Origin of the sequence: Streptomyces sp. NPDC093801 (assembly GCF_040701585.1) — a bacterium.
Classification (GTDB): domain Bacteria; phylum Actinomycetota; class Actinomycetes; order Streptomycetales; family Streptomycetaceae; genus Streptomyces.
This window is the reverse complement of sequence record NZ_JBFBDP010000029.1, coordinates 1-26,676: the sequence shown is the minus strand read 5'-3', so window position 1 is coordinate 26,676 and position 26,676 is coordinate 1. Positions and strand designations below refer to the sequence as shown.

General features: G+C 71.8%; 23 protein-coding genes. 12 read left to right on the top strand and 11 right to left on the bottom strand.

All coding sequences use genetic code 11. The annotated features are described in order from the left end of the window. Window positions 1-62: 62 nt before the first annotated feature. Window positions 63-2,945 carry an N-6 DNA methylase gene (locus AB0469_RS29680; protein WP_366454523.1) on the top strand — a complete coding sequence of 961 codons (2,883 nt, stop codon included), beginning with the start codon at window positions 63-65 and terminating at the stop codon, window positions 2,943-2,945. Window positions 2,946-3,192: 247 nt separating this feature from the next. Here the strand turns inward: AB0469_RS29680 and AB0469_RS29675 are convergent, their stop codons facing one another. From AB0469_RS29675 to AB0469_RS29650, 6 genes are all read right to left on the bottom strand, one after another. Continuing rightward, the gene (locus tag AB0469_RS29675) at window positions 3,193-3,825 is read right to left on the bottom strand and encodes a DUF6000 family protein (RefSeq protein WP_366454522.1); all 633 of its coding nucleotides are present in this window, start codon (window positions 3,823-3,825) and stop codon (window positions 3,193-3,195) included. Window positions 3,826-3,828: 3 nt separating this feature from the next. Continuing rightward, window positions 3,829-4,560 carry a HEAT repeat domain-containing protein gene (locus AB0469_RS29670; protein WP_366454521.1) on the bottom strand — a complete coding sequence of 244 codons (732 nt, stop codon included), beginning with the start codon at window positions 4,558-4,560 and terminating at the stop codon, window positions 3,829-3,831. Then, window positions 4,557-4,937 carry a CPCC family cysteine-rich protein gene (locus AB0469_RS29665; protein ID WP_366454520.1) on the bottom strand — a complete coding sequence of 127 codons (381 nt, stop codon included), beginning with the start codon at window positions 4,935-4,937 and terminating at the stop codon, window positions 4,557-4,559. Before AB0469_RS29665 ends, AB0469_RS29670 begins: the two co-directional genes overlap by 4 nt. Before the next feature lie 304 nt (window positions 4,938-5,241). Next, entirely contained in the window at window positions 5,242-6,123 is an 882-nt protein-coding gene (locus tag AB0469_RS29660; protein ID WP_366454518.1) for a peptidoglycan-binding domain-containing protein, read from the bottom strand. Between the two features lie 184 nt (window positions 6,124-6,307). Continuing rightward, window positions 6,308-6,922 carry a DUF308 domain-containing protein gene (locus tag AB0469_RS29655; protein WP_366454517.1) on the bottom strand — a complete coding sequence of 205 codons (615 nt, stop codon included), beginning with the start codon at window positions 6,920-6,922 and terminating at the stop codon, window positions 6,308-6,310. 122 nt (window positions 6,923-7,044) lie between these two features. Then, window positions 7,045-8,016, bottom strand: coding sequence for a superoxide dismutase (locus AB0469_RS29650; protein ID WP_366454516.1), 972 nt, complete (start codon window positions 8,014-8,016; stop codon window positions 7,045-7,047). A 77-nt stretch (window positions 8,017-8,093) separates the two neighbouring features. Here AB0469_RS29650 and AB0469_RS29645 point away from each other — a divergent pair, with 77 nt between their 5' ends. From AB0469_RS29645 to AB0469_RS29630, 4 genes are all read left to right on the top strand, one after another. After that, window positions 8,094-8,531, top strand: a complete 438-nt coding sequence (locus AB0469_RS29645) for a MarR family transcriptional regulator (RefSeq protein ID WP_366454515.1) — start codon at window positions 8,094-8,096, stop codon at window positions 8,529-8,531. A gap of 141 nt (window positions 8,532-8,672) precedes the next feature. Next, window positions 8,673-9,806 carry an alpha/beta hydrolase-fold protein gene (locus AB0469_RS29640; RefSeq protein ID WP_366454514.1) on the top strand — a complete coding sequence of 378 codons (1,134 nt, stop codon included), beginning with the start codon at window positions 8,673-8,675 and terminating at the stop codon, window positions 9,804-9,806. A 250-nt stretch (window positions 9,807-10,056) separates the two neighbouring features. Beyond that, a complete protein-coding gene (locus AB0469_RS29635) occupies window positions 10,057-11,151 on the top strand; it encodes an alpha/beta hydrolase-fold protein (RefSeq protein ID WP_366454513.1) in 1,095 nt (364 codons plus the stop codon). Next, window positions 11,148-11,939, top strand: coding sequence for a trypsin-like peptidase domain-containing protein (locus AB0469_RS29630; RefSeq protein ID WP_366454512.1), 792 nt, complete (start codon window positions 11,148-11,150; stop codon window positions 11,937-11,939). Before AB0469_RS29635 ends, AB0469_RS29630 begins: the two co-directional genes overlap by 4 nt. A 152-nt stretch (window positions 11,940-12,091) precedes the next feature. Here the strand turns inward: AB0469_RS29630 and AB0469_RS29625 are convergent, their stop codons facing one another. The 3 genes from AB0469_RS29625 to AB0469_RS29615 all read right to left on the bottom strand — a co-directional run bounded on the left by AB0469_RS29625 (window position 12,092) and on the right by AB0469_RS29615 (window position 15,220). Then, the gene (locus AB0469_RS29625; RefSeq protein WP_366454511.1) at window positions 12,092-13,033 is read right to left on the bottom strand and encodes an EamA family transporter; all 942 of its coding nucleotides are present in this window, start codon (window positions 13,031-13,033) and stop codon (window positions 12,092-12,094) included. A gap of 44 nt (window positions 13,034-13,077) precedes the next feature. After that, entirely contained in the window at window positions 13,078-13,887 is an 810-nt protein-coding gene (locus AB0469_RS29620; protein WP_366454510.1) for an isocitrate lyase/phosphoenolpyruvate mutase family protein, read from the bottom strand. Window positions 13,888-14,107: 220 nt separating this feature from the next. Next, on the bottom strand, window positions 14,108-15,220 hold the full coding sequence (locus AB0469_RS29615; protein ID WP_366454509.1) for a pyridoxal-phosphate dependent enzyme: 1,113 nt from the start codon (window positions 15,218-15,220) through the stop codon (window positions 14,108-14,110). Between the two features lie 221 nt (window positions 15,221-15,441). On the opposite strand from AB0469_RS29615, the gene AB0469_RS29610 reads away from it, so the two are divergent. From AB0469_RS29610 to AB0469_RS29580, 7 genes are all read left to right on the top strand, one after another. After that, window positions 15,442-17,016 (top strand): S8 family peptidase, encoded by a 1,575-nt coding sequence (locus AB0469_RS29610; RefSeq protein ID WP_366454508.1) that lies wholly within the window; start codon window positions 15,442-15,444, stop codon window positions 17,014-17,016. Between the two features lie 165 nt (window positions 17,017-17,181). Next, on the top strand, window positions 17,182-18,318 hold the full coding sequence (locus AB0469_RS29605) for a DUF4190 domain-containing protein (protein ID WP_366454507.1): 1,137 nt from the start codon (window positions 17,182-17,184) through the stop codon (window positions 18,316-18,318). 138 nt (window positions 18,319-18,456) lie between these two features. After that, window positions 18,457-19,209 carry a GntR family transcriptional regulator gene (locus AB0469_RS29600; RefSeq protein ID WP_366454506.1) on the top strand — a complete coding sequence of 251 codons (753 nt, stop codon included), beginning with the start codon at window positions 18,457-18,459 and terminating at the stop codon, window positions 19,207-19,209. A 198-nt stretch (window positions 19,210-19,407) separates the two neighbouring features. Next, entirely contained in the window at window positions 19,408-19,611 is a 204-nt protein-coding gene (locus AB0469_RS29595; RefSeq protein WP_366454505.1) for an SPOR domain-containing protein, read from the top strand. 33 nt (window positions 19,612-19,644) lie between these two features. Next, entirely contained in the window at window positions 19,645-20,067 is a 423-nt protein-coding gene (locus AB0469_RS29590) for a (deoxy)nucleoside triphosphate pyrophosphohydrolase (protein ID WP_366454504.1), read from the top strand. A gap of 154 nt (window positions 20,068-20,221) precedes the next feature. Further along, window positions 20,222-20,650, top strand: coding sequence for an ATP-binding protein (locus tag AB0469_RS29585; RefSeq protein ID WP_366454609.1), 429 nt, complete (start codon window positions 20,222-20,224; stop codon window positions 20,648-20,650). A gap of 236 nt (window positions 20,651-20,886) precedes the next feature. Then, the gene (locus AB0469_RS29580; protein ID WP_366454608.1) at window positions 20,887-23,451 is read left to right on the top strand and encodes a SpoIIE family protein phosphatase; all 2,565 of its coding nucleotides are present in this window, start codon (window positions 20,887-20,889) and stop codon (window positions 23,449-23,451) included. 150 nt (window positions 23,452-23,601) lie between these two features. Here the strand turns inward: AB0469_RS29580 and AB0469_RS29575 are convergent, their stop codons facing one another. Together AB0469_RS29575 and AB0469_RS29570 are read right to left on the bottom strand one after the other, a co-directional pair. Further along, window positions 23,602-24,318 (bottom strand): PspA/IM30 family protein, encoded by a 717-nt coding sequence (locus AB0469_RS29575; protein WP_366454503.1) that lies wholly within the window; start codon window positions 24,316-24,318, stop codon window positions 23,602-23,604. Between the two features lie 61 nt (window positions 24,319-24,379). Beyond that, the gene (locus AB0469_RS29570; RefSeq protein ID WP_366454607.1) at window positions 24,380-26,431 is read right to left on the bottom strand and encodes a TPM domain-containing protein; all 2,052 of its coding nucleotides are present in this window, start codon (window positions 26,429-26,431) and stop codon (window positions 24,380-24,382) included. Window positions 26,432-26,676 lie beyond the last annotated feature (245 nt).

Sequence of the window (26,676 nt, the reverse complement as noted above, 5' to 3'; positions counted from 1 at the left end):
GGGCGCAGCCAGTCACTGAATCCGTGAGCGAAACAAGACGGGTACCCGTTAGCCTCCGATACGTGATCTCAGGTGACCTCAAGAGCAAGATCGACCGACTGTGGGATGCCTTCTGGTCTGGGGGCGTGTCGAACCCACTGGAGATCATCGAGCAGCTTACGTACCTGATGTACATCAGGGGGCTCGATGAACTGCAGTCCGCTCAGGAACGGGAGGCAGCGAGGACAGGCCAGACCATCGACAACTTCGTCTTCGCGGAGTCCGATCGGCGGCTGCGCTGGTCTCACTTCATCACCGAAGCACCTCAGAATATGTTGGCTATTGTCCGCGATGAGGTGTTTCCTTGGCTGCGAAACCATCTACCGGACGCGTTCGGCTATCCGGAGCTCATGGCAGATGCGCGGCTGACTATCCCGACACCCAGTCTGCTGGCCAAGGTCGTCGACATACTTAGCGAAATCCCCTCAGGTGAACAAAACGCTAGAGGGGATCTTTACGAGTACATGCTGAGTAAGGCTGCCACAGTTGGACGCTACGGACAATTTCGTACGCCTCGGCATATCGTTCAGCTGCTCATTGAGATGACGAATCCATCCGACCGTGACGAAATCTGTGATCCGGCCTGCGGCACGGCCGGATTCCTGGTCGCCGCTGCCGAACATGTCGAACGTTCGCGTCAAGACGGTCCGAAAATGGATGCCGGATTCAAAGGCTTCGACTTCGATCGGACCATGCTGCGGGTTGGCTCCATGAACATGTTTTTCCATGGTGTCGAAGACCCGGACATCCGCTGCCGAGATGTGCTCGCTGATGGACTGGCAGATGACTCCGAGAGTTATTCGCTGGTGCTGACCAATCCTCCGTTTGCTGGAACCCTGGAACAGGATCGGGTCGCGCCCGAGCTGCTTGAATTGAGCAAGACGAAGAAGGTGGAGCTCCTATTTCTCGCCTTGACGTCAAGGTTGCTGAAGCCAGGAGGCCGTGCCGCGGTCATTGTTCCTGAGGGGCTGTTGTTCGGTTCCACCAAGGCTCACGTGGAGTTGCGGCGGTTCTTGGTGGAGGAGCACAAGCTAGAAGCGGTGGTGAAACTCCCCAGCGGGGCATTTAAGCCCTATGCCGGGATTTCTACCGCTGTGCTCTTCTTTACCAAATCGACCAGTGAGGCGAAAGATAGCGTCTGGTTTTATGAGGTGACAGCTGACGGATGGAGCCTGGACGACAGGAGGACGCCGTTGCTGCCGAGCGAAAAGCTCGGTCACTCGCCTGCCAAACCTCTGGATGACGTAGAGCACGCCAAGAATAACCTGCCTGACTTGCTGTATCGCTGGTCACAAAGGAGCAAGGGCGAGCGAAAGCGCGGACGAAATGAGCAAAGTTTTTGTGTTGCTAAGGGTGAGATTGCATCGCAGGGCTACGATCTTTCACCCGGGCGTTACAGGCAGGTTCACGAGGCGAGGAAGTTGGCGCAAGAGGGCCTGAGGCTAGGGGATTTCTCTCAGATTTTCGCAGGATCGGTCATCTCGGCAGAGATTGACAAAGAGAGGAAGGACCCTGAAGTTGATGTGAGGCACAGGGTTTTGCCGCCCTCTCACCTAGGGCCCTCTCTTCCTCCAGTCTCCAGTCTCCCTTTGCGGACTGTCGATCGGGAACCGAAGTATAGGCTTCGCGAGGGTGACATTGTCGGCCGCGATCTCGCCGGGAATCGGTACTGGACGACCCTTCCGTCCGAGTATGAGGGCGTACAGGCAGGGCAGGGGCTCCTTGCAATAAGGCTAAGCCGTGAAGCCGTCCCAGCGGAGTATCTGATCGCCTACTTGGCGAGCCCGCAGGCGGAGAGTCAGTTCCCTCGCTACGACGTGATTCCGCGCATCAAGTGGAGGGATTTGGCGGAAATTCGAATCCCGAGATGCGATGGTGATGTCGACGGAATTCGAGCGTCTATTTCTCGGCTAGGTGAAGGGCTGCAGCAGGCGGAAAAAATCCGGCGGGAACTTCAGTACTCTCGAACAAGAATCTTTGATGGCGGTAGCAGTAGTGAGCGGAGGATCAGGTTGGAAGAAGCTGCGGACCTCAGCTCGCTGATCGCGCAAAATCTGCGCAAGCAAAACGAGCCGTACAGGGTCTTTCAAGAGGCGTATCCATACGGAATTGCCCGGGCTGTTCGGAAGTTTAGGCACAGTCTTTCGTTGGCCGAAAAACATGAAGCGGCGATTCAGTGTGTTGAGTCGCTGATTTTGTCATTGGGTATTGTTTCCCTCGCTATCGCGGCTGATCGTGGCCGCCAGGATTTGAGCGCGATCTCTCAGTGGAGCGAGGGAGTTGAAAAAGGCGGCGTCTCGCTGGGCCATTGGGTGGGGGTAATCCGGGCGGTGGGGGCGGATGCTAGGGAGAACGGAGATGAGGCGGCAGGGCTAGCAGAGGCGACCCAGCGAAAGAAGGGAGGCAAGGGGTTGATGGCAGATCTAGATGAATTGCTGCGCATGAGAAATAAGATCCGTCATGGGGCTGGACCGCGGACGCGTGCCGAATTTGAGAGGAGTCTAGAGCAGATCGAGTCTTTGATGCTCAGCAGTCTTTCCTGGTGTGCGTTTCTCGCTCGGGCCAAATGGGTGCATATGGATAGACTGCATTGGCTTCCGGATGCGGGCAAGTATAAGATCTCTGGGTTGGCTTTGATGGGTGATCATCCGGACTTTGAGCCAATTAGTTTCGAGAACGCTCGCCCTCTGGTGGATGATAGTCTCTACATGCTTACCCAGCAGGGGGAGACAATCCCACTCTCGCCGTTCTGCCTGCTAAGCGACTGTCCTGCATGCCTGGCGCCCGAGCTCTATTATCCCGATCGCCTGACGAACTCCACAGCGATGCTAAAGAGCCTTGATCGAGGGCATGAACTGGATAGCGACTCAGTGTTTAACTCTCTGCGTCGGTGGATTGCCGACTGAGAATGAGCTCTTTCCAACCCGTCGGTCTGGAGCAGTTGGGCGAAGTCCCTGGTAGGTGGGTTGTCGACCAAGAAATCCGTCTCCACCAGAGGCTTCGTCTGCCCGACTACCCGTCGGGTGTCGACCTGTCCAGCTCGGCCCTGTGTTTCCCGACCGCCAAGCTTCGTCAGCGCCGTTGGGAGATCGATGCCCGCTGGCGGCGCCTGAGTGTCGGCCGGCGCGCCCTGCTCACTCTCGCCCGCTCTGGCTATGGGCGGGACCAGCCGTTGGCGAAGTCGCATTGGAGGTCCGTCCAGCGGCGACGCTCGACGGGGGTGTAGGCGTGGTGGTCGCGGAGGTGGGCCAAAGCATTGACCCACTGGTCCCAGAGACCGTCAGGCTGGGTGAAGCGGTCCGCGTGGTGGGTGCCGAGGTGGACGTCGAGGCGGAGGAGGGCGCCGAGGGCGGCGGGTTGGTCGTAGCGGAGGTCGGCGCGGGGGAGGTAGCGGTCGAGGTAGGCGGTGAGGATCTCGGCGTCTGCGTGGGTGCCGAAGCGGGCCAGGGCGAAGCAGTAGGCGCTGCCGGAGAAGCAGAACTCGCTGGCCAGGAGCAGGTCGCCGATGCGTTCACGGAACGTGGCGCGTCGGCCTACGCCGATCAGCCAGGCGGCGGTGAGGCGTGAGCGCCACTCGTAGCCGAGAAGGGCCTCCAGCTCGGCATCGGTGATCGTGGCCGAGTCGTCGATGAGGTGACGGGCGAAATGTTCGGCGTGAGGCCACTCGAGCCGCAGGAATCGACCACTTTGCAGGACGAGGTAGCGCGCGTGGCCTGAGTCCTTCCTTGCCGCGTAGCGCTCGATCACGTAGCCGTAGCCGATCTCCTCGGGGTGCTGGAACGGCATCGGTCACCTCTCTGGGTACAGGTCGGTACGGTCGATCCAGGTGGGGGCGACGAAGATGTTGTCGCCGGCGGGGGCTTCGGAGGCTTCCAGCAGAGACCAGGTGCGGGACTCTTCGACCAAGTGCTCCCAGGGCGCGGTCCAGTCGAGTTCCCAGTCCAGGCTGGGGCCGGAGACGCCGTACGTGCGGCCGGCGTCCACCTGCCAGAACTGGGAGTAGAGGATCACCTGGGCGTGGTCGGCCAGGTCGTTGATGATCTCGGTGAAGTGGGCCGAGGGCCAGCCAGGGGCGTCGTCCGCAGCGATGGCGCGTAGGCGCACGGTGAGCGGCGGGACGACAGGGCTGCGGGCACCGAGTTCCGTCAGGGCCCAGCGGATGCCGTCCGGCTCGCTCCAGTCCGGTGGCGTCGCCCGTTCCAGGCAGGCGCGGTAGGCGTGGCGCACGGGCTCGACAGCGCCGTCGATCTTCAGGCTCGCCAGGGCCATCGCCGCCCATTCGCGGATGGTGGGGTCGTTGCTGCTCAGGAGCGTGATCAGGGCGGGGCCGCAGCGTGGGTCCGCCACCTCTTCGAAGACCTCGATGGCGGTCAGCTGACCGAAGCCGCCAAGGAAGGGCAGTCCGTCGATGATGACGGGGATGGCGTCGGAGCCGATGTCGATCAGTTCTGCGCGGGCGTCGTACGACGGTCCGGTCGAGTCATCGAGCTGCTGGATGAGTCTCTCGATGTGGGTGGTCATGGATGCTCCCGGCGCCAGAAAGTGGGGAGCCACCAGCAGAGCACCGAGCGGTCGTCGGGCCACGGGTCGCGTTCGTTCGCGTCCCAGCCCTCGAAGGAGTCGCGCGTCAGGTCGATTGGGCGCCAGGCGGGGTCGATCGGCTCGTCCGCGGCCGGCGGGCGGACGTACTGGCGGCCATGCTGGTCGCAGGCGCCGAAGTCCTGGTAGTTCCGCTGCGCCTCGATCAGGGAGACCATGTTCGCTCCGCCGTCCATGGTCGGCCAGCGGAACTGGACCCCGTCGTCCTCCCAGAAGCAGACGGGGCAGATCTCGTAGGAGCCGGGCATGGCGTCGAGCACGCGGTGCCCGCAGCAGGGACAGGGGTAGCGGTCGCTCACCTGCGCAGTCTCGTTGCAGGTCCGGCCGGTGCGCCATGGATTTCTCGGCCTCCGCAGGCCCGGCCAGTCCGCAGCCAGTCCGCGGGACGCTCGTAAACGGCCGTCGGGAGCCAACGCATGCCAACTGGGAAATCCCAGGTCAGAGCCCTGGATGGGGCTCCGCCGCAGGTCAGGATCGGGCCGCAGGCATTCCGCTTCAACGTCTGACACGTCCGGCGAAAGGCCGTCCGACCTGCGGTGGAGCGGGTCGGGCGCTCTTCGTCGTATGGGGGGGGGCACGGCCGGGTGCGCCGGGCGGTGCCGGCTACGCGGCGGGGAAGTGGTTCAGCAGGGCGCTCCAGGTCTGGGGGCCGATCTGGCCGTCGACGACGATGCGGGCCTCCTGCTGGAAGGACCGGGTGGCGGCCAGTGTCAGCGGGCCGAATACGCCGTCCACGGGGCCGGGGTCGTGGCCGTGGGCCAGGAGGAGGCCCTGGGCGTTCTTGACGTCCTGGCCCTGGGCGCCCTGTTCGAGCGTCGGGTTCGGGACGGACGCCTGGCCCAGCTGTACCCGGCCCCAGACCGCCGGGCGGTCCGCCTCCTCGGCGAGGGCGCAGAACCACAGGGTGGCGAACCCGCCCCTCAGGACGGCGAGCAGGTCGCCCGGGCGGCCGGTCGCCGGAACGGCGTCCAGTGACGGGACCAGGCGGACCTGCGCGGCCCTGGCCGACGAGAACGCGCCGCCAGGCCCGTCGCCGCTGGTCCCGGCCACCCCGGCGCCGCGGCCGCTCTCGCCCAGGACCCCGGTGCCTTCCCCGCCGTGTTCCGTCAGGTCGCCCCGGGGCAGGGTCGGCATGAAGTCGATGCGGCTCTGGCCCACGACCCCGGGTGTGCCGCGGAGCCCTATGCCGAAGACCCCTCCCGCGTTCTCGGGGCGGCGCACGAAGCCGAGCACCCCGGCGAAGGTCCGGCCGATGCCGTGCACCCCGTAGCTGTCGCCGTCGCCGAACACCCCGGTCCGGTCCACTTCGGGCTGCCGGTCCGACTCCTGGCCGGCCGCCAGGCTCTCCCCGTACACGCCGCAGGAGGTCCCGACGGCGTTGACCCCGTGGACGGTGTCCGTCGACTTGGTGGAGAAGCCGGCGCGGGGGAATCCCGCGCCGGTGAAGGACGGTCCGGTCGCCGTGAACTGGTCGTCGTGGGCCATCGCCGCACCTCCCGCGTGGCATGGTTCGGAATCCCCCCGACAGTTCCACCCTCCTCCGATACGGACCGTCCGCAACCGGGAGCGGAGGTGCCGGACGCGGGCAACCGGCGCCGGTGCGCGCCGAGTTGTGGGCGCGCCGAAGGGGCCGGGCTCCAGGAGTCCGGCCCTTCGGGTTCCGCCCGGGTCACCCGGGCGGTGGGGTCGTGAGTTTGCGGGTGGTGGAGCGGAGGGCGAAGGCCATGACCAGTTCGAACGCGCCGAGCAGGACCAGCCACAGGCCCAGCAGGCGGGTCAGGGCCACGGCCGAGTCCACCGGGAAGCAGAGCACGACGATTCCGGCGACGGCGCCGAGGGCGCCCAGGCCGAAGCGCAGGCCGCGGTGGGGGAGGGTGCGGTCGGCGATCGCGACGTACGCCGCGAGGACGCCGGTCAGCAGCCAGGAGATGCCGACGACCAGGGACAGCAGGGCGATCGTCTGCGTGGGGTGCCGCAGCACCAGTACGCCCGCCAGGAGCAGCAGCAGGGCGATCAGGACGCCCGCCAGTCTGCTGCCGCCCGACTCCCTGCCGTGCGAGAAGGCCGTGACGAACCGGAAGCCGCCGGCCACCAGGAACTGGAGGCCGATGATCACGGCCAGGATGTGCAGCGTCTCGTGGGGCCACACGAGGATCAGGATGCCCGGGATCAGGGTCACGAGGGCGAGACCCAGAGCCCAGTGCCATGAGCCCCCGAGCACCTTGAGGGTGTCCTCGGGGTCGGTGTGCGCGTACTGCGGTGAAGCGTCGGGGGATACGGTCATCACGCCTCCCGGGCCGGCCGGGCGGCCCGCGGGGGTGCCGTGGAGCCGCCGGACGTGCCTTGCTGACTCTTGAGGCCATTTTAGGTCGCCGCGGGTCACCGCGCCGTTCGGCGCAGCGGCGGCTACAGCCCCCGGACCGAGGCGACCGAGAAGGTGGTCGGGGTTCCCGTCGACGGGGTCATCGGGCCGCCCTTGTCGAACTGGGAGCGGACCACCAGGGTGCGGGCCGGGGTGTGGGCCAGGGTGGTGGGGATCTGGAGGGCCGGGTCCGTGATGCTGTGGACCAGGCGGGCGCGGGTGCCGTCCGGGGTGAGCTGCCAGCGGGTCAGGGTGTTGGTGATGTTGTGGGCCGCCCGGAGGGTGCCGCCGGGGGAGAGGTCCAGGCCGTCCGCGGCCTTCAGGTCGCCGCCCGTGAGGGTGACCCGGCTGAGGGCGCCGGTGGCCAGGTCGACGCGGTGGAGCTCGCCGGCGGTCATGTCCACCGCCAGCAGGTAGCGGCCTGCCGCGTCGGAGGTGATGCCGTTCAGGGTGAACTTGCCGGGCGGCGGCGGGGTGACCTGCCGGCTCAGGTCGTAGGCCGCCGTCAGGGCGCCCGAGCCGGCGCGCAGCTGGGCCGGGGTGACGCGGTAGATCACCGCGCGGACGCTGTCCGTCAGGTAGGCGGTGCCGTCCGGGGTGATGGTCAGGTCGTTGATGAAGTGCGGGGTGGCGGCGTCGACGTCGAAGCGGGCCAGGCGGGTGCCGGTCGCCGTGTCGTACACCGTGACGCCGGCGGTGGAGTCGGTCACCCACAGGCGGCCGCGGGCGTCGACGCGCAGGCCGTTGGCCGTGTGCCGGCCGTCGGTGCCGGAGGGCAGGAAGACCTCGGCCGCGCGGGCGCCGGGGCGGGCCCGGTAGACGGTGCCGTCGGCGTACGAGCCGACGTAGACCGCGCCGGTACGGGCGTCGGCGGCGATGCCCTCGGGGTAGGCCTTCGCGCCGGGCAGGGTGAACGCCGTCGACACGCGGGCCGGGCCGGGGGCGGCACCGGTGGTGAGCGCCGTGGTGAGGGCCAGGGCGGCGGCGACGGGCAGAACATGTGACAGCTTGCGCATGGGTGCATCCTTCTGAGTAAGTGAGTTCGAAGAGTAGTTAGAGTTCTAATGATTGGCAAGGGTCATAAGATGCCGTCATGACCTCCATGCCCGCCGAGGAGCGCATCGGCTCGCACATCAAGCGCGCCGAGCAGGCGCTCGTCGCGGCGAAGACCACCGCCTGCAAGCCGGCCGCGGTGACGGTTCCGCAGTACGCGGCCCTGCTCTGGCTCGCCGAGAAGCCCGGGATCTCCGCCGCGGCCCTCGCCCGCCTCTGCGGGGTCACCGCGCCGACGATGAACACCGTGCTGAAGAACCTCCACGAGCGCGGCCTCGTCGAGCGGACCCCGCACGAGTGGCACCGCAACGTGCTGGAGACCCGGCTCACGCCGGAGGGGCGCGCCGCGATGGAGCTCGCGGACGCGGGGGCCGTGCGCGTGGAGCGGACGCTCGCCGCGGCCCTGACCCCGCAGGAGCGCGACCAGCTGATCGCCCTGCTGGGGCGGTGCGCGGAGGTGCTCGACACGCTGAAGTGAGCGAGTCGAAACCCAAAGTTCCGGACACGTTTTTGCAGGGATTTGGAACTATCCGCAGAATTCGCTCATCAGGACCAGTCAAGGGGATGTCCGTGTGCTGCCCCGCCGCAGGGGCAGCCGAGACCGTTCGGAGCGAAGTTCGTGGATCAGTACCCTCAGCAGTCGTCCGGCCGCGAGCCCGAGGGGGCGGGGGGCCGCAGGAAGTCGCGTCGCACGATAGGGATCGGCGCCGGCGTCGTCGGCGCGCTGGTCCTCGGCGGCGTGGGTTTCGCCGCCTACGAGAACGAGTGGTTCGACGGGAACGGCCAGGCCGTCAGCTTCGGCAAGAACCACCAGCCCGCCGCCGCCGGGACGGACGGCGGCCCGGCGAAGAAGGGTGCGAGCCCCTCGGCCTCGCCCACGCCCACCGGTGACCCGGACGTGCAGCTGCCCGCCGGCCCGAAGTCCGACTTCAAGCAGACCACCAAGCTCGACGACGGCACGGTCATCGCCAAGACCCGCCTCGCCGGCGCCAAGTCCGGCTTCGAGGGGGACGTCTGGGTCTGGGCCCCGAAGGAGTACGACGACCCGAAGTACGCCAAGAGCGCCTTCCCGGTCCTCATCGCCCTCCCGGGCGGCAACGGCTTCCCGACGAACTACTGGGCCGACCGCAGCCTCGGCCTCCAGAAGGCCATCAGCGAGGGCGTCCAGGCCGGGACCAGCCTGCCCTTCGTCGTGATCATGCCGGTGCTCAACCCGGACAACAAGTACTACTACGACGGCGCCGACATACCCGGCCAGCCGAAGATGGGCACCTGGATCGCCGAGGACGTCCCGGACTTCGCCCGCGCCAACTTCCGCACGTACAAGTCGCGCGACGGCTGGGCCTTCATGGGCTCGTCCTCCGGCGCCTTCGTCGGCATGAAGACGCTCCTGCAGTACCCGGACCGCTTCAAGGCCGTGATCGCCAGCGGCGGCGAGATCGTCCCGGACTCCCCGCTCTGGAAGGGCCACCAGGCGGAGATGGACGCGAACAACCCCGAGAAGCTCGCCGAGAAGCTGATCGCGAGCGGCGGCCCGGACGTCTACATCAACTTCCAGGTCGGCACCAAGGAGTCCGGCAAGGACCGGATGGTGAAGTTCGTCCAGCAGTACGGCAAGGGCCCCGTCAAGACGACCATCCGCGACATCCAGAACGGCGAGCACAACGGCTGGCACTACGTGCGCGGCATGAAGGAGGGCTCGCTGGAGTGGGTCAGCAAGGTGCTGAAGGGTCCGAAGCCCGAGGCCGGCTGAGCCGCCGGGCGCCTGCCCGCGCCCGCCGCCCCGCCCGCCTGCCTGCCCGCGCCCGCCGACCCGCCCGCCGCCCCACCCGTGCGTGCAAGCCCCGCCCGTCCGTACGGGCGTCCGCCACGTGGCCCTCGCCACGTCGCCCCGGTCCCAGGCAACCCCTACGGTCGTTGACACCTCTGTAGAAGCGATAAGGGGGACCTATCGGTCCGACCCGCGCCCAACCGGGGCGCCGGAGAGGGAACGGGAACAATCCGTGCAGTATGACCACCAAGGCGGCGACGGCGACCCCGCGACCGGGGGCGGCCGCAGCCCCGGGCGCCGCCCGCGGAAGCGCCGGATCCTGATCGGCGCCGCCCTCGCGCTCGCCCTCGCCGCCGGGGGCGGCGCGGCGTACGCGTTCGGCCTCTTCTCCGACATGGGGGACCCCGTCTCCTTCGGGAAGATCCAGGAGTCGGCGGCCGCCGAGGACATCGGCGGCCCGGGGGTGCTGATGCCCACCGGCCCGAAGTCCTCCTTCGTGCGCACCAGCCGGCTGCCGGACGGCACGCAGATCGCCATGACCACCCTGACCGGCAAGAAGTCCGGATTCACGGGTGACGTGTGGGTGTGGGTCCCCAAGGAGTACGACGACCCGAGGTACGCCAAGAGCGGTTTCCCGGTCCTGATCTCCCTGCCCGGCGGCCGCGGCTACCCCAAGAACTACTGGGGCACGGGCCCGGGCCTCGGCCTCCAGCAGGCCGTGATCGACGGGGCCAAGAAGGGCACCAGCCTGCCGTTCATCCTGGTCATGCCCGTGATCAACGCCGACACCAAGCACCACTACGACGGCTCCGACATCCCCGGAGAGCCCAAGATGGGCACCTGGATGGCCGATGACGTCCCGGATTTCACGAAGGCCAATTTCCGGACCTTCACCTCCCGCGACGGCTGGGCCTTCATGGGCTCCTCCTCGGGCGGGTTCGGCGCCTTCAAGGACGTCCTGAAGTACCCCGACCGCTTCAAGGCGGTCATCGCGAGCGGCGTGGACTTCGTCCCCGACTCCCCGCTGTGGCGGGGGAACCGCGAGGCGATGGACGAGAACAACCCCGAGAAGCTCGCCGAGAAGCTGATCAGGGAGGGTGGACCCGACGTCTACATCAGCTTCCAGATCGGCACCAAGGAGAGCGGCCGGGACCTGGCCGAGAAGTTCATGAGGGAGTACGGGAAGGGACCCGTGCACACCCGGCTCCAGGTGATCCAGGATGGTGAGCACAACGGAAAATCGTACGTACGTGGCATGAGGGAGGGCTCCCTGGAGTGGATCAGCAAGGTGATGCAGGGACCGACACCCGACCCCGGCGTGCGATGAGCCCGGTGGTGAAGGGGGCGACGGCCGCGGCCGCCGCCGCGGGGATCGTGGCGGCAGCCGCCGTCGTCCTCCTCGGGGCGTCCGGCGAGCAGCCGGTCCACCCCTTCCCCACCGTCGGCGTGCTCATGGCGAACGGGGAGCACTGGTGCACGGCGAGCGTGGTCGACAGCCCCCGGGGCAACGTCGTCGCGACCGCCGCGCACTGCGTGGCCCCCGCGGGCGAGGACGGCCGCCCGGGCGAGGTGGCGCACGACGGGCTCGCCATCGGCGAGCTCTCCTTCGCGCCCGCCTTCTCCGGCGAGGGATCGGGCACCCAGCCCCTCGGGGTGTGGAAGGTCCGCTCGATCCACGTGGACGAGCGCTGGACGAAGTGGGGCGACGAGACCGCCGACTTCGCCTTCCTCACCGTCGAGCCGGACGAGGACGGCCGCAGCCTCCAGCAGCGGGTCGGCCAGGGCGAGGCGCCCAAGCCGGACTGGACCTCCGGCTACGAGCGCGAGGTCACCGTCATCGGCTACCCGGAGTCCGACCACAACCCGCAGAACAAGCCGGTCTCCTGCACCACCCAGACCCGCCACGACACCGACGACCCCGACATGCTGTACATCAGCTGCGCGGGCTTCTGGACGGGCACCAGCGGCAGTCCCTGGATCGCCGACCGCGGCGGCACGGGCCAGCCGGGACGGCTCATCGGGGTGCTCAGCGGCGGGGACACCGACGTGGACTCCACGGCGGCGCTGTACGACGGGAAGGCCAAGGCCCTCTACGAGGCGGCGGCCCGGGGCTGAGGCCGCCCCCCGCCCCGTCCCGCGGCCCCCGATCCCGGTCCCGCGGCCCCCGGTCCCGGTCCCGCGGCCCCCGGTCCCCGTCCCGCGGCCCCCGGTCCCCGTCCCGCGGCCCCCGGTCCCCGTCCCGCGGCCCCCGGTCCCCGTCCCGCGGCCTACTTCCGGCGCTCGGTGCTGACGATCACGCCCACCGCCGCCACCACGATCGCGCCGCCGAGCACGATCGGCAGGGTCAGTGCTTCGTCCAGGACCAGCGCGCCGAGCGCGACGGCCACGACCGGGTTGACGTACGCGTACGTGGCCGTCAGCGACAGCGGGGCCGACTGGAGCAGCCACGCGTACGCGGTGAACCCGACGACCGAACCGATCAGCACCAGGTAGCCCAGGGCCAGCCAGGAGGCGGTGGAGAAGGAGGCCGGGTCCAGACCGTGCTGCTCGCCGCGCGCCAGCCCGACGAGCACCCCGCCGAGCCCGCCCCACACCATCTGGTACGCGCTGCCGGTGAACGGGTTGCCCGGCAGCGGCAGCCGCCCGGCGGAGAAGGAGCCCAGCGACCAGGCGATCGAGCCCGACAGGACGAGCAGCACCCCCGACAGCCGGACCTCCCCGCTGAGCCCGGGGCTGGTCAGCACCGCCAGCCCCGCGAGCCCCAGCAGCACCCCGGCCAGGGTGCGCGCGGGCGGCCGGTCCCCGGTGGCCGCCCGCAGCACCACCACCCACATCGGCACCGCCGCCACCAGCAGCGCGGCCAGCCCGGACGGCACCGAGGTCTCGGCCAGCACGACCAGGCCGTTGCCTCCGAGCACCAGCAGCAAGCCGACCAGCAGCGTCGAACCGAGCTGCGCGCGGGTGACGCGCAGCGCGGACGGGCCGTACCGCCAGGCGACGACGCCGGCCAGCACCAGGCCCGCGGTGATGAAGCGGGCGCCGGCGGAGAGGAACGGCGGCATGGTCTGGACGACGATCCGGATGCCGAGGTAGGTCGAGCCCCAGACGACGTACACGGTGCCGAGGGCCGTCCAGACGGCGCCGCCGGTCCCGCGCGGGGAGGCGCCCCGCCCCTTCGCCTCCGGCCGTGCCGGTATCGAGGTGCTCATGGCCGGATCCTACGGTCGGTGGCGCATGCACGCTTCCCGGTATCTCAGCCCTTGAGCAGGGCGTTCAGCTCGCCGTACGGGAGCGCTCCGGCCAGCGAGCCGTAGGTGCCGTCGGCGAGCAGCTCCTCGGTGGCGCGGCGGACGGCGGCGTACGCGGCCTCCGCCACCCACGAGCCCAGGCTGACGCGGGCCACGCCGAGGGCGCCGAGTTCGGCGACGGAGGGGGCGCCGGGGCCGGCGAGGACGTTGAGCGGCGCGTCGATGCCCCGGGCGAGCTCCGCGACGACGGCCGGGTCGGTGACGCCGGGCACGAACACGCCGGTGGCTCCGGCGGCGAGGTAGGCGGAGGCGCGCGCCAGGGTCTCGTCCAGACGGGTCGCGCTCTCGCCGAGGCCGAAGAGGTAGGTGTCCACGCGGGCGTTGATGTACAGCGGGATCCCGGCGGCGTCGGCGGCGGCCCGGGCGGCGGCCAGGTGCTCGGCGTGCTCGGCGGGGGCGCGGGTGCCGTCCTCGATGTTGATGCCGACCGCGCCGGCGGCGAGGACCCCGGCGACGGTCTCCCCGACCCCGGCGGCGTCGGCGGCGAAGCCGCCCTCGATGTCGGCGGTGACGGGGACGCAGACGGCGCCGGCCACGCGGGCGACGAGGTCCAGGGCCCGGTCCCGCGCGAGGGCGTCGCCGTCGGGCGCCCCGAGGGACCAGGCGACGCCGGCGCTGGTGGTGGCCACGGCCGGGGCGCCGGCCGCCTCGACGATGCGGGCGCCGGCCACGTCCCAGGCGTTGGCGAGGGCGAGGGGCGCGGCGGGGGTGTGCAGGGCGGTGAAGGCGATGGCCTTTTCAAGGAGCGTGGTCATGGGGGTAGTCCAGCAGAACCGGGCGCGGCCGGCTGGCGGTTTTCCGACGTGGACGGTGCGGGTGGCGCCGCTGCGCGGGGCGACGTCCCCTACCCGCCCTTCCACCGTTCCCCGGGGACTCCGCCCCGGACCCCGTACGTGCGCTTCGCGCCCGCCGCCTCGAACGCCGGCGGAGCTGCTCACGGCCCCGCCGGCGTTCGAGGCGGCCCCGCGCAGCAGATCAGGGCGCCGAGCCCGACTTGGCGCCCGCACCGCACAGGGGGATGACCGCCGCGCGGCCCTCCAGGGGGTCCGAGGGCGCGCCGGGCCCCACCGCCGCCCAGCAGGCCGCTGCCGTCGGCTCCACGAACAGCCCGCGGCGGGCCAGGTCCCGCTGGGCCTCGCGGATCCGGGCGTCCGGGACCGTCAGGATCGTGCCGCCCGACTTCCGCACCGCCGCCAGGATCTGGCGGCCCCGCGGCGGCGCCGGGATCGCGATGCCCTCCGCGAGGGTCGGCCGCTGCGCCACCGGCTCGGCCTCCTCCGCGCCCTCCGCGAAGGCGGCCGCCAGCGGCGACACCGCCTCCGCCTGCACCCCGACCAGCGCCGGTGCCCGCACTCCGCGCCGGCCCAGCTCCGCCACCGCCAGCGCCGCCCCCAGCAGCAGCGTGCCGTTGCCGACGGGGACGACGAGCACCTCGGGGAGCCGGCCGTCGAGGGCCTCCCAGACCTCGTACACGTAGGTCTTCGTGCCGTGCAGGAAGTAGGGGTTGAAGACGTGGCTCGCGTAGAAGACCCCCGGCTCGTCCGCCGCCGCCCGCGCGGCCTTCGCGGCGGCCTCGCGGCCGCCCGGCACGACCCGTACGGCCGCCCCGTGCGCCCGCATCTGACCGGTCTTCTTCTCCGAGGTGCCCTCCGGCACGAAAACTTCACAACCCAGGCCGGCCCGCGCGCAGTACGCCGCCACGGAGGTCCCCGCGTTCCCGCTGCTGTCCGCGACGACCCGCTCCGGACCCAGCCGCCGGGCCAGCTCCGCGAGCATCACCGCGCCCCGGTCCTTGAACGACAGCGTCGGCATCAGGAAGTCCAGCTTGGCGTGAATCCGGTCCCCGAGCGGCAGCATCGGGGTGTGCCCCTCGGACAGGGTCACCGAGAACGCCCCCGGCAGCGGCAGCGCCGGCGCGTACCGCCACAGGGAGGGCGGGCCGGCCGCCGGCTCCAGGGCGGTGGCCGGATCCGGGGTGAAGTCGAGGTCCCACGGGCCGCCGCAGACCGGGCAGCACCAGGGGGCGGTCCGCACGTCCGCGCGCGTGCCGTCCTCGGGGCAGACATAACCAGGAAGTGCGTGCGTCATGTGCGGAGCACCTTTGCTCGTTCATGGCCGTCGTATGGCACGGATGTTACGCGTCCGTGGGGCTCTTGTGGGATGGCGCACGGGTGGGTCAACCTTTTTGCGGCGACGGCCCGTTGGGCGTTCTTGATTGACATGTGCATGGTAAATCCGCGATTCCGTGCGCCCTCCGCCGCCGGCCCGCACCCCCACGCAGCGCACCGCCTACGAGGAGGACCCCTCACATGTCCGTGATGCGTCACACCCGCCGGAAGATCGCCGGCGCCAGCGCGACCGCCGTCGCGGCCCTCGCGCTCGGCGCCGCCGCCGCGTTACCCGCCTCGGCCGCGCCCGCCGGCGGCGCGCAGGGCGTCATCGAGAACGCGGGCGCCGCCGGGTCCGTCCCCGGCAGCTACATCGTCACCCTGAAGGACTCCGCCGCCCGCTCCACCACCGACAGCGGCAGGGCCGTCGCCCAGCGGTACGGCGCGAGGATCGACCGGACCTACAGCGCCGCCCTCAACGGCTACTCCGTCGAGGTCTCCGAGGCGCAGGCGAAGAAGCTCGCGGCCGACCCGGCCGTCGCGTCCGTCGTGCAGAACCGCACCTTCACCGTCGACGCCACCCAGCCCGGCCCGCCGTCGTGGGGCCTGGACCGCATCGACCAGCGCGCGCTCCCCCTCGACCAGAGCTACACCTACCCGGACAAGGCCGGCGAGGGCGTCACCGCGTACATCATCGACACCGGCGTCCGCATCACCCACCAGGACCTGGCCGGCCGCGCCTCCTACGGCTACGACGCCATCGACAACGACAACACCGCCCAGGACGGCCACGGCCACGGCACCCACGTCGCCGGCACCGTCGCGGGCAGCACCTACGGCGTCGCCAAGAAGGCGAAGATCGTCGGCGTCCGGGTGCTCGACAACAACGGATCCGGCACGACCGCCCAGGTGGTCGCGGGCATCGACTGGGTCACCCGCAACGCCGTCAAGCCCGCCGTGGCCAACATGTCGCTCGGCGGCGGGGCCGACTCGGCGCTCGACACCGCGGTGCGCAACTCCATCGCGTCCGGCATCACCTACGGCGTGGCGGCCGGCAACGAGTCCACCGACGCCTCCACCAAGTCCCCGGCGCGCGTCGCCGAGGCCATCACCGTCGGCGCGACCACCAGCACCGACGCCAAGGCGAGCTACTCCAACTACGGCTCGATCCTGGACGTCTTCGCGCCGGGCTCCTCCATCACCTCCTCGTGGGGCACGGGAGACACGGCGACGAACACCATCTCGGGTACGTCGATGGCCACCCCGCACGTCGTCGGCGCGGCCGCCCTCTACCTCTCGCAGAACCCGTCGAGCACCCCGGCGCAGGTCCGTGACGGCCTGGTCGCGGCGGCCACCCCGAACGTGGTGACGGGCCCCGGCACCGGCTCCCCCAACCGCCTGCTGAACGTGGGCGCCGGCACCACCCCGCCCACCGGACCGCGCTTCGAGAACACCGCCGACTACGCGGTCGCCGACAACGCCACGGTCGAGTCCCCGATCACCGTCAGCGGGGTCTCCGGCAACGCGCCGGCCGCACTGGGCGTCTCCGTGGACATCAGGCACACCTACATCGGCGACCTGAAGGTCGACCTGGTCGCCCCCGACGGCACCCTCTACAACCTGCACAACCGCACCGGCGGCAGCGCGGACGACATCGTGAAGACGGTGACGGTCAACGCCTCCTCCGAGGTGGCCAACGGGGTCTGGAAGCTGCGCGTGAGCGACAACGCGGCCGCCGACACCGGCAGGATCGACTCCTGGGCGCTGCAGTTCTGACCCGCCCGGGCCGAAGGGGCGTGACGCCGGGCGGGAGCGCCCGGTGAAGGCGGGGGCGACCGATCACCGGGTCGCCCCCGCTGCGTACTATTTCGGGCAGCCGTTCGCGTGAGGTCGTGCGCGCGCAGCCGTTTCGAGCCCCCTTGTGATGGAGCACCTCACGCTGTGAGCACCCCGCAACCGCCCCGCCCCGCCGGCTCCGGCCACTCCTGGCCGCCGCCGCCGCAGCCGGGGTGGGGGCCGCCGCACGGCCCGGCGGGACCGCCCGCGCTCAACGGCTTCGCCCTGGCCTCCCTGCTGGTCGGGCTGCTCTGCTTCCCGCCGCTCGGAGTGGTCTTCGGCCTGGTGGCGCTGGTGCAGATCCGGCGCAGGCGGGAGCGGGGCAGGGCGCTGGCGGTCGCCGGCCTGGCGGTCTCCCTGGCGACGACGTCGGTGATGCTGTACGGGCTCACGAGCTACGCCCGGCCCTTCCTGGAGCGGCTGGGCTCGCGGCCGGCCCCGGAGGCGGTCGAGGGCCAGCTGACCGACATGGACCGGCTGCGTACGGGCGACTGCTTCAACGTCCCCGGCGGGGACCTCCTCGACGAGACGCCCTTCACCTACCGGATCGACTGCGCCCGGGTGCACGACGCCGAGGTGACGTCCGCGACCGCGCTCGGCCCCGGCGGCTTCCCGGGCGCCTCGAAGCTCAAGGACCTGGCCACGGACGCGTGCTGGAAGGCGCAGGACGCGTACGCGATGGACGCGTGGGCGCTGCCCGACTACGCGGAGATGTACTACTTCGCCCCCACGCGGGACTCCTGGCGCGCGGGCGACCGGCGGCTGTTGTGCGTGATCGGCACGGCGGGGCACGACCACACGGGGAGCCTGCGCAAGGACGCGGGGATGCTGACGCCCGAACAGGTCTCGCTCCTGACCGCCCTCAACGCGGCGGACGGGGCGCTGGGGGGCGCCCCCGACCGGGAGCTCGACGAGGCGCTGCCGGAGTACCGGTCGTGGGCGCGGGAGGTCGACGAGGCGCTGGCCGCGCAGGAACGCGTGCTGCGGGACGCCGTCTCCGCGCACCCGGAGGCGGGGGCCCGGCTGAAGGAGCTGGCGGCGGCGCGTGCGCAGTGGCAGCGGGCGGCGCGGGCGGTCCGGCCGGCGGACTTCCGGCAGGCGTGGGACGCGGCGGAGGGTGCGCTGACGGTCGCCGGCGAGAAGGCGCTGCGGGGGGCGTACGGGCTGTCGACGCGCGTTCCGGAGTGGCGCGAGGAGGACCGGGCGGGAGCGGGGGACGGGCCCTCGTCCGGCGCGGCCTGAGGGCCTTGGAGGTAACGCGCGGTAACGGGTTTGAGTGACCAGGCTTCATCACATCGGGTGAAACTCTGGCCCGCACTTGCACAGCTCAACAGTCGGTTGCCAGGGTGTAGCTGTCTGTCAACCTGATGGGAGTGGCCCGTGACTTTCGGTGAGCAGCCGGCCTATCTTCGCGTCGCCGGGGATCTGCGACGGAAGATCGTCGATGGGTCCCTGCCCCCGCACACCCGGCTCCCTTCGCAGGCCCGGATCCGCGAGGAGTACGGCGTCTCCGACACCGTCGCCCTGGAGGCGCGCAAGGTCCTCATGGCGGAGGGCCTGGTCGAAGGCCGTTCGGGGTCCGGTACGTACGTGCGCGAACAGCCGGTCCCGCGCCGGGTCGCCCGCTCCGGCTACCGCACGGGCGGGGCGTCGACCCCGTTCCGCCAGGAGCAGGCGGAGTCGGGCGCGCACGGCACGTGGGAGTCGAACAGCGAGCAGGAGGCGGCGCCGGCGGACATCGCGAAGCGGCTGGGCATCGAGCCCGGGGACCGGGTCATGCGCACCCGGTACGTCTTCCGCGACGCGGGCGAGGCGATGATGCTGTCCACGTCCTGGGAGCCGCTGTCGGTGACCGGCCGGACCCCGGTGATGCTGCCGGAGGAGGGGCCGCTGGGGGGCTCGGGGGTGGTCGACCGGATGGCCGCGATCGACGTGGTCGTGGACAACGTGGTCGAGGAGGTCGGGGCCCGGCCGGGCCTGGCGGAGGAGAACATGGTCCTCGGCGGGGTGCCGGGGCACGTGGTGCTGGTGGTGACGCGGACGTACTACGCGTCCGGGCGGGCGGTGGAGACGGCGGACGTGGTCGTCCCGGCGGACCGGTACCGGCTCTCGTACCACCTGCCGGTCCGTTAGCCGCACGGTCCGCGCCCGGAGCGCCGGCGGGGTCTCGAACGAGCCCCGGCGGCGCCTTCGCACGCCTGGCCGGATGCGTACGCCCCCCAGGTACCTCTTGGTGAAAACCCGTATCCGCTCAGTGAAGGTCGGGCGTAAGCTCGGGCATATGCGCAATGCGGTTTCCTGGGCAGGAACATCGGCGGAGGGTGGAGCGCGATGAGCGACAGCGGTGCCCTGCTTCCATGGCTGGTCATACGTCAGGACGACAACGGCAACCGCTACCGGGTGGGCCGGTACCCCACCCGGGCCGAGGCCCAGAAGGTCGTCGACAGCCTCGAGGACCGGGGTCACCAGCAGCTCTACTGGGTCGAGCGGATCGAGCAGGCGGACAGCAGCCCGGCCGCCACGAGCAGGAATTGAAGGCCCCCGCAGGGCCTGGCATAGGCTCCGTCCATGACTGTACGCGTGGTCGTGGGCGGAGCCCTCTGTCGTGACGGGCGCCTGCTGGCGGCCCGTCGCAGCGCACCCCCGGAGCTCGCCGGCCGCTGGGAGCTCCCCGGCGGCAAGGCCGAGCCGGGCGAGACCGTGCCCGAGGCGCTGGTGCGCGAGCTGCGCGAGGAGCTCGGCGTCGAGACCGAGGCGCTGGAGCGGATCCCGGGGGAGTGGCCGCTGAAGCCCGGCCTCGTGCTGCACGTGTGGACCGCGCGGCTGCTCTCCGGCGAGCCCGCGCCGCTGGAGGACCACGACGAGCTGCGCTGGCTCGCCCCCCACGAACTGGACTCCGTCGACTGGCTCGACCAGGACCGGCCCTTCGTCGCCGAAGCGGGCCGCAGGCTCGGCGGCCAGGGAGCAGGCGGGGCGCACCGGGGCGCATGACCCCGCCGTTCTAGGCCGTCCGCGCCACAGTGCGCCGGTGGGCGGGGGATCGGGTGGTACGACGCCCCGAATATCGGGTATGTCGCTATTAGTCCCAATCTCGTCCCCCATTCGTCCCCGACGAACCTGACTGGGGTCGCTGGTGGCCCGGGAAGTGATCGGCGTGATCGACACAGACGGTGAATGCGCCGAGTGGGCCTTCCCCGCCGAGCCCGGCGCCGTCCGCACCGCCCGCCACGCCGTGCGCGGCACCCTCCGCTCCTGGGGCCTGGACGCCGTCGGTGACGTGACCGTCCTGCTGGTCAGCGAACTGGTCACCAACTCCCTGCGCTACGCCTCCGGCCCCATCGGCGTCCGTCTGGAGCGGCGCAATCCCGCCGCGCCGGGCCCCGCCGGCGGCCCGGCGCTGCTCGTGGAAGTCTCCGATCCGCTTCCGGATCCGCCCCGCGAACGGGTCGCCGGCGCCGACGACGAGGGCGGGCGCGGACTGCACCTCGTCGCCGTCTCCGCGCGCCGCTGGGGCACTCGGCACGGGAAGTCGGGGAAAACCGTGTGGTTCGAGTTGGCTCTTCCTGGTGAGTAACAAGGTGAAGGGCGGCAGGGGGTCTCCCGGAGCACGTCAGGGATGACCACCGGACGTGGCCGGAAAACAACGGGACCCTTTTGTGATCGTGAACGCCGTGCCGTACGGGGCCGTGGTGCTGAATACTTCGGTCATGGCCGGTCCGGTTGCGGTGAGCTGGAGGGGACGGTCGCGTGAGCGAGATACCTGCGCAGGCACATCAGACCCGCGTACCCGGGGAGTCGTGGCACGACTCCTTGTGGCACAGCAGTCCGCCTGGCTCGATATATGACTACATAAAGGTCGCGTCGTTCTCGATCGGCCCGGACGGGCTCGTCGACCAGTGGAGCCTGCGCGCCGAGGAACTGTTCGGACTTCCCGCAGCCCAGGCCGTCGGACGCGACCCGGTCGACGCCTTCATGCCGCCCGAGCTGCGCGACGGCGGGCACCGCAAGGTCGCGGAGATCCTCGACGGCAAGGAATGGACGGGCCTGATCCCGTTCCGCATCCCGGGCGGCGACGGAGCGCACGGCGTGGCCGAGATCTACGTGATGCCCACCCAGACCGAGACCGGCGAGCGCGCCGCGCTCTGCGTCGTGGTCGACGTCCGCGCCCTGCGCCGCATCGAATCCGACCTGGCCGCCTCGCAGGCCATATTCGGCCAATCTCCCTTCGGCTTCCTGCTCTTCGGTACGGACCTCACCGTGCAGCGCGCCAACCGCCGCTTCGCGACCGTGTTCGGCGGCGCCGTCGAGGAGCACCGCGGCCGCACCGTGCACGACTACCTGCCCCCGCACGAGGCCGACCGGATGGCGGTGGCCCTGCGCCGGGTCCTGGAGACCGGCGAGTCCGTCACCGACCTGCGGATCACCGGCGCGGCCCCCGGCAGCCGCGACAACCGGCACTGGTCCATCAACCTCTACCGCGTGCACGACGGCACCGGCCGCCCCATCGGCATCGCCGGCCTCGGCACCGACGTCACCCGGCGCCACCTGGCCGCCCGCGAGGCCGCCGGGGTACGCCGCAACCTCGCCCTCCTCAACGAGGCCGGCCACCGCATCGGCAACTCCCTCGACCTGGAGACCACCGCCCGCGAACTCCTCGACGTTACCGTCCCCGGCTTCTGCGACCTGGCCGCCGTCGACCTCTACGAGGGGCTCCTCCTCGGCGACGACGACCGCCCCGCCCGCCCCCAGGGCCCCGGAGTCCCCTCCCTCCCCGGACAGGGCGCCCGCCGCGCCCCCTCGGCACCGCTGCGGCGCGTGGCCTTCGCCTCCGCCGTCTCGGACGCCCCCCTCTCGGGACCGGGCGCCCCGGCCTCCGTCGGGGAGACCCACCGCTACCCGGCCGCCTCCCCCGGGGCCGTCGCCCTGCGCACCGCGCGGACCCGGCTCATCGAGGGCGGCGGAACCGACGACCTCGTCCAGTCCACGCTGATCGTGCCGATGGTCGCCCACGACACGGTCGTCGGCCTCGCCCAGTTCTCCCGCACCAAGGGAAGCGAGCCCTTCGGCGAGCGCGACCGGGCCGTCGCCGTCGAACTGGCCGCCCGCGCCGCCGTCTGCATCGACAACGCCCGCCTCTACCGGCGCGAACACGAGCGGGCCCTGATCCTCCAGCGCAGCCTGCTGCCCCCCGGCGACCCCGAGGCGGCCGGCCTGGACATCGCCTGCCGCTACCTGCCGGGCAACGCCGCCACCGAGGTCGGCGGCGACTGGTTCGACGTCATCGAACTGCCCGGCCACCGCACCGCCCTGGTCGTCGGCGACGTCATGGGACGCGGACTGCGCGCCGCCGTCGCCATGGGCGAGCTGCGGACCGCCGTGCGCACCCTCGCCCTGCTGGACCTCGAACCCGCCGAAGTGCTCACCGCCCTCGACGAGGTCGCCCGCGGCCTCGGCGCCCCCGGCGGCGCCCAACAGGCCTCCCGCTCCGCCCTGCACTCCCGCGACGCCGACCGCTCGGAGGTCTACCTCGCCACCTGCGTCTACGCCGTCTACGACCCGGTGACCCGGCGCTGCACCATCGCCAACGCCGGCCACATGCCGCCCGTCCTCGTCGAACCCACCGAGGACGGCGCCGACCCCCGCCCCGGCCTGCTGCTGGAGATCCCGACCGGGATGCCGCTCGGGGTCGGCGGCGAACCCTTCGAGGAAGTCGAGGTGGAACTCCCCGAAGGCGCCCTGCTCGCCCTCTACACCGACGGACTCGTCGAGTCCCGCGACCACCCCCTGGAGGAGGGCCTGCGCGGCCTGCGCGGCGCGGTCGCCGACCCGGCCCGCCCGCTGGAGGAGGTCTGCGACCAGGTCCTGAACACCCTGCACACCCGCCACGGCGAGGACGACATCGCCCTGCTCATGGCCCGGGTCCAGGGGCTGTCCGTGGACGCCGTCGGCGACTGGCAACTGCCCCGCGAGGCCCGCTCGGTGGGCCGGGCCCGCGAACTGGCCCGGGCCAAGCTGCCCGCGTGGGGCCTGGAGGGCCTCCTCGACACCACCGAACTGCTCGTCAGCGAACTCGTCACCAACGCCCTGCGGTACGGGGAGGGCGAGATCCGGCTGCGGCTGCTGCTGGACCGCACCCTGGTGTGCGAGGTCTGGGACGCCAACCTCGCCCAGCCGCGCCGCCGCCGTGCCCGGGACACCGACGAGGGCGGCCGCGGCCTCCAGCTGGTCGGCCTGCTCTCGGCCGGCTGGGGCACCCGGCGCACCCACCGCGGCAAGACCGTCTGGTTCGAACTCCCGCTCCCGATGCCCGGCGGCACCCCGGGCGAGGCCGCCACCGAACTCTCCGCGGAGCAGCTGCTGAGCATGTACGGGTGAGTCGGCGTGCGCGGACGGGTCGGCACGCGCGGGTGAGTCGGCGTGCGCGGGTGAGTCGGCGTGCGCGGGTGAGGAGGGACGGACGTCCCCGGGCCGGGGGCGCCCGCCTCAGCCGTCCGCCTCGGGCCGCCCGGGCCGGGGGCCGTCGGCTCACGCCGCCCCGGCCTTGAGGGCGGCCAGGCGGGCCTCGATCTCCGAGGCCCTGCCCAGCTCCTCCAGCGACTCGAACTGCGCGTCCAGCGAGGAGGCCGCCAGCTCCTGCCGCCCCTGGGCCAGCGCCTCCTCGCGCCGGACCTTCTCCTCGAAGCGGTGCAGGTCACTGGTCGGGTCCAGGACGTCGATGTTCTTCACCGCGTCCAGCATCGTGTTCTGCGCCCGCGCGGTCCGCTCCCGGGCCACCAGCTCGTCCCGCTTGGCCTGGAGCGCCGTCAGCTTCTCCTTCATGGAGTCCAGGCCCGCCTTCAGCTTGCCGACCACCTCCGTCTGGGCGGCGATCACCGGCTCCGCCACCGCCGCCTCCTTCTCCGACTGCATCTGCCGGCCCAGGGCCACCTTCGCCAGGTTGTCGAACCGGTCCGCTTCCGCCGCCGCGCCCGCCGCCCGCAGCCCGTCCGCCCTCCGGCTCGCGGCGAGGGCCTTGACGCCCCATTCGGCGGCCGCGTCCACGTCCTCCTGGTGGTCGGCCTCCAGCATCCGCAGGTTGCCGATCGTGGTGGCCACCGCCTGCTCGGCCTCCGAGATGTTGTTCGAGTAGTCGCGGATCAGCTGGTCGAGCATCTTCTGCGGATCCTCCGCCTGGTCCAGCAGCGCGTTGATGTTCGCCTTCGCCAGCTGGGTGACACGGCCGAGGATGGTCTGCTTGCTCATGACGGGTCCCTCCTGGGGGTGGATGCGGGCCGGGGCGGTGGAGCGCGGTGGGGGGCGTCGTTCAGAAGCGGCCGCCGCCGCCCAGGCGGCCCCGGGTGCCCTCACCGCCGAAGGAACCCGGGCCGCTCCCGCCCCCGCCGCCGAAACCGCCGCCCCCCCGGCCCCCGCCGCCGAAGCCGCCGCGACCGCCGCCGCGCAGGAGTTCGCCGAGGATGATCCCGCCGAGCACGGCCCCGCCCCGGCCGCCGCCCGCCTGCTGCCCGGCGTACGGGTTCCGGTACTCCCGTACGTCCTGCTCCGCCAGCCGCTGCGCCTGCCGGGCCAGGGAGTCCGCCCGCTGCGCCTGCGCCAGCGCCTCCGCCGGGTCCGGCCCCGCCAGGGACACCGACCGCTCCAGGCGCCGCTGCGCCTCCGCCAGCCGGGTACGGGCCTCACTGCCCACGGCTCCCCGGCTGGTGGTGACGTAGTCCGCCGCCGCGCCGATCGCACTGCGGGCCGACAGCTGGGCCTGGTCCAGCAGAGCCGCCGCCCGCCGCCGCCCCGACTCCTGCTCGCGCACCCCCGCCAGGGCCTGGTCCAGGGCCGCGTCGGCCTCCTCCACCCGGCGCAGCGCGTCGATCGGGTCGTACCGGCCGGCCGCCTGCTCCCGCCGCACCTCGTCCCGTACGGCCTCCGCCCGGGCGATCCGGCCCCGCAGGTCCGCCGTGGAGGAGCCCGCGGCCGTGCCGGTGAGCAGGCCGTGCGCGTCGGCGAGGTCGGCCTCCGTCTCGGTCAGGGCGCCCGGCAGCTTCCCTGCGGCCTCCGCCAGCTCCTGCGCCCGCCGCTCCACCGCGTCCACCAGGGTCGCCGCCTGGTCCACCGCCCCTTCGGCGGCCCGGACGTGCACGGCGGCCCGGCCGCTGTCCCCGCCGTCGAGCGCCGCCCGCGCCTCGCCGAGGCTGGTCGTCGCGAACAGCAGCCGGTCCTCGGCCTGTCCGGCGTTGGAGGCGACCGGCGCGGACGCGGAGTCCGCGTACCGGCCGGCCAGGGCCGTCAGCGTCGCCCCGGCCGTCGTCGTCCGGCCGCTCAGCTCCCGGAAGCGGGCCTCCACGGCGGCCAGCGCCGCGGGAGCGTTCCGCTCCAGGTCCCGCAGCCGGTCGAAGGCCGCCGACTCGGCGTCCAGCCGCCGGTTGGCCTCCGCGCAGCGGGCCAGGATCTCGTCGAGCATCCGGCGGCGGGTCGCGTCGTCCTCGGGGTGGGCGTCGTCCAGCTGCTGGCGCAGCCGGAAGGCCTGCGTCAGCTCGCCCCGGGCGTACGCCACCGCCGCCGTGAACGCGGCGACGGCCTCCTCGCCGAACTGGGCCGCCGCGAAACCGAGTTCCTCGGTGCTCGTGCGGACCGCGTCGTCGGTCTCCACCAGGAGGGTCCCGACCCGGGCGTCGAGCTCGGGGAGCGGGACGGGCTCCGCCCGCCGGCCGTCCCAGCCGGGGTGGCGGGTCGCCGTCCCGCGGCCGCCGCCCCCGGCCCCTCTGCGCCTGCTGCGCCGGTACGCGTACACCCCGAGCGCCCCGGCCCCGCCGACGACCACCACCGGCAGCACGTAGTCCCCGATGCCGCCCTCCCCGCGCGCCGCCCCGCCGCCGGGGTCGGGCGGGCCCGGGGTGATGGAGGGCGTGGGCACGGGCTTGCCGCCGAGCACCGCGTCGTAGCCGTTCGCCGCGCCGATCGCGGCGCCCGCCCAGTCGTTCTGCCGCAGGGCCGGCTCGATGGCGGTCCGGGCGACGTCCGCGAGCTGCGCCTCGGTGAAACCGGACTCCACGTCGGCCGAATAGGCGTACTGGCGTGTACCGGTGGCCACCGCCAGCAGCAGGTCGTCCTGGCCGAAGCCGTTCTTCTGGGCGGTGGCGTCGGCCCAGCTCTGGGGGGAGCGGCCGGAGAAGTCGTGCACGTAGGTGACGAAGAGCTGGATCCGCCGGTTCGAGTACAGCCGCTCCAGGGCGGCGGTGACCTCCGGCCTGCGGCTGCCGAGGGCGCCCACGCGGTCGGTGATCTGCCCCCGGTCGAGGGTGATGGGATCGTCCGCCCGCGCCGCGGGCGCGGCCACCAGTACCCACCCGACCAGCGCCAGCAGCACGCCGACGAAGCGCAGCGCGGGGCGCTGTCGCGGCGTCCAGCTTCGCGGCGGGTGCACATTTGGGAGGGTATGGGGGGTCGTGTGGGCCCGCACCCGGAGGGGCGGGGGCGGTGTTCTCGCGGTACGGGCCCGCCATCTCCCCCGCGAGGGGCCGGGGGCGGGGTCCGGGCAGGGCGGAACCCGGACGGCCGGCCGGGACGGGGCGGGGGCGGTGTCCCCCGGGGCGGTCGCGGAGAAGGGTTGGG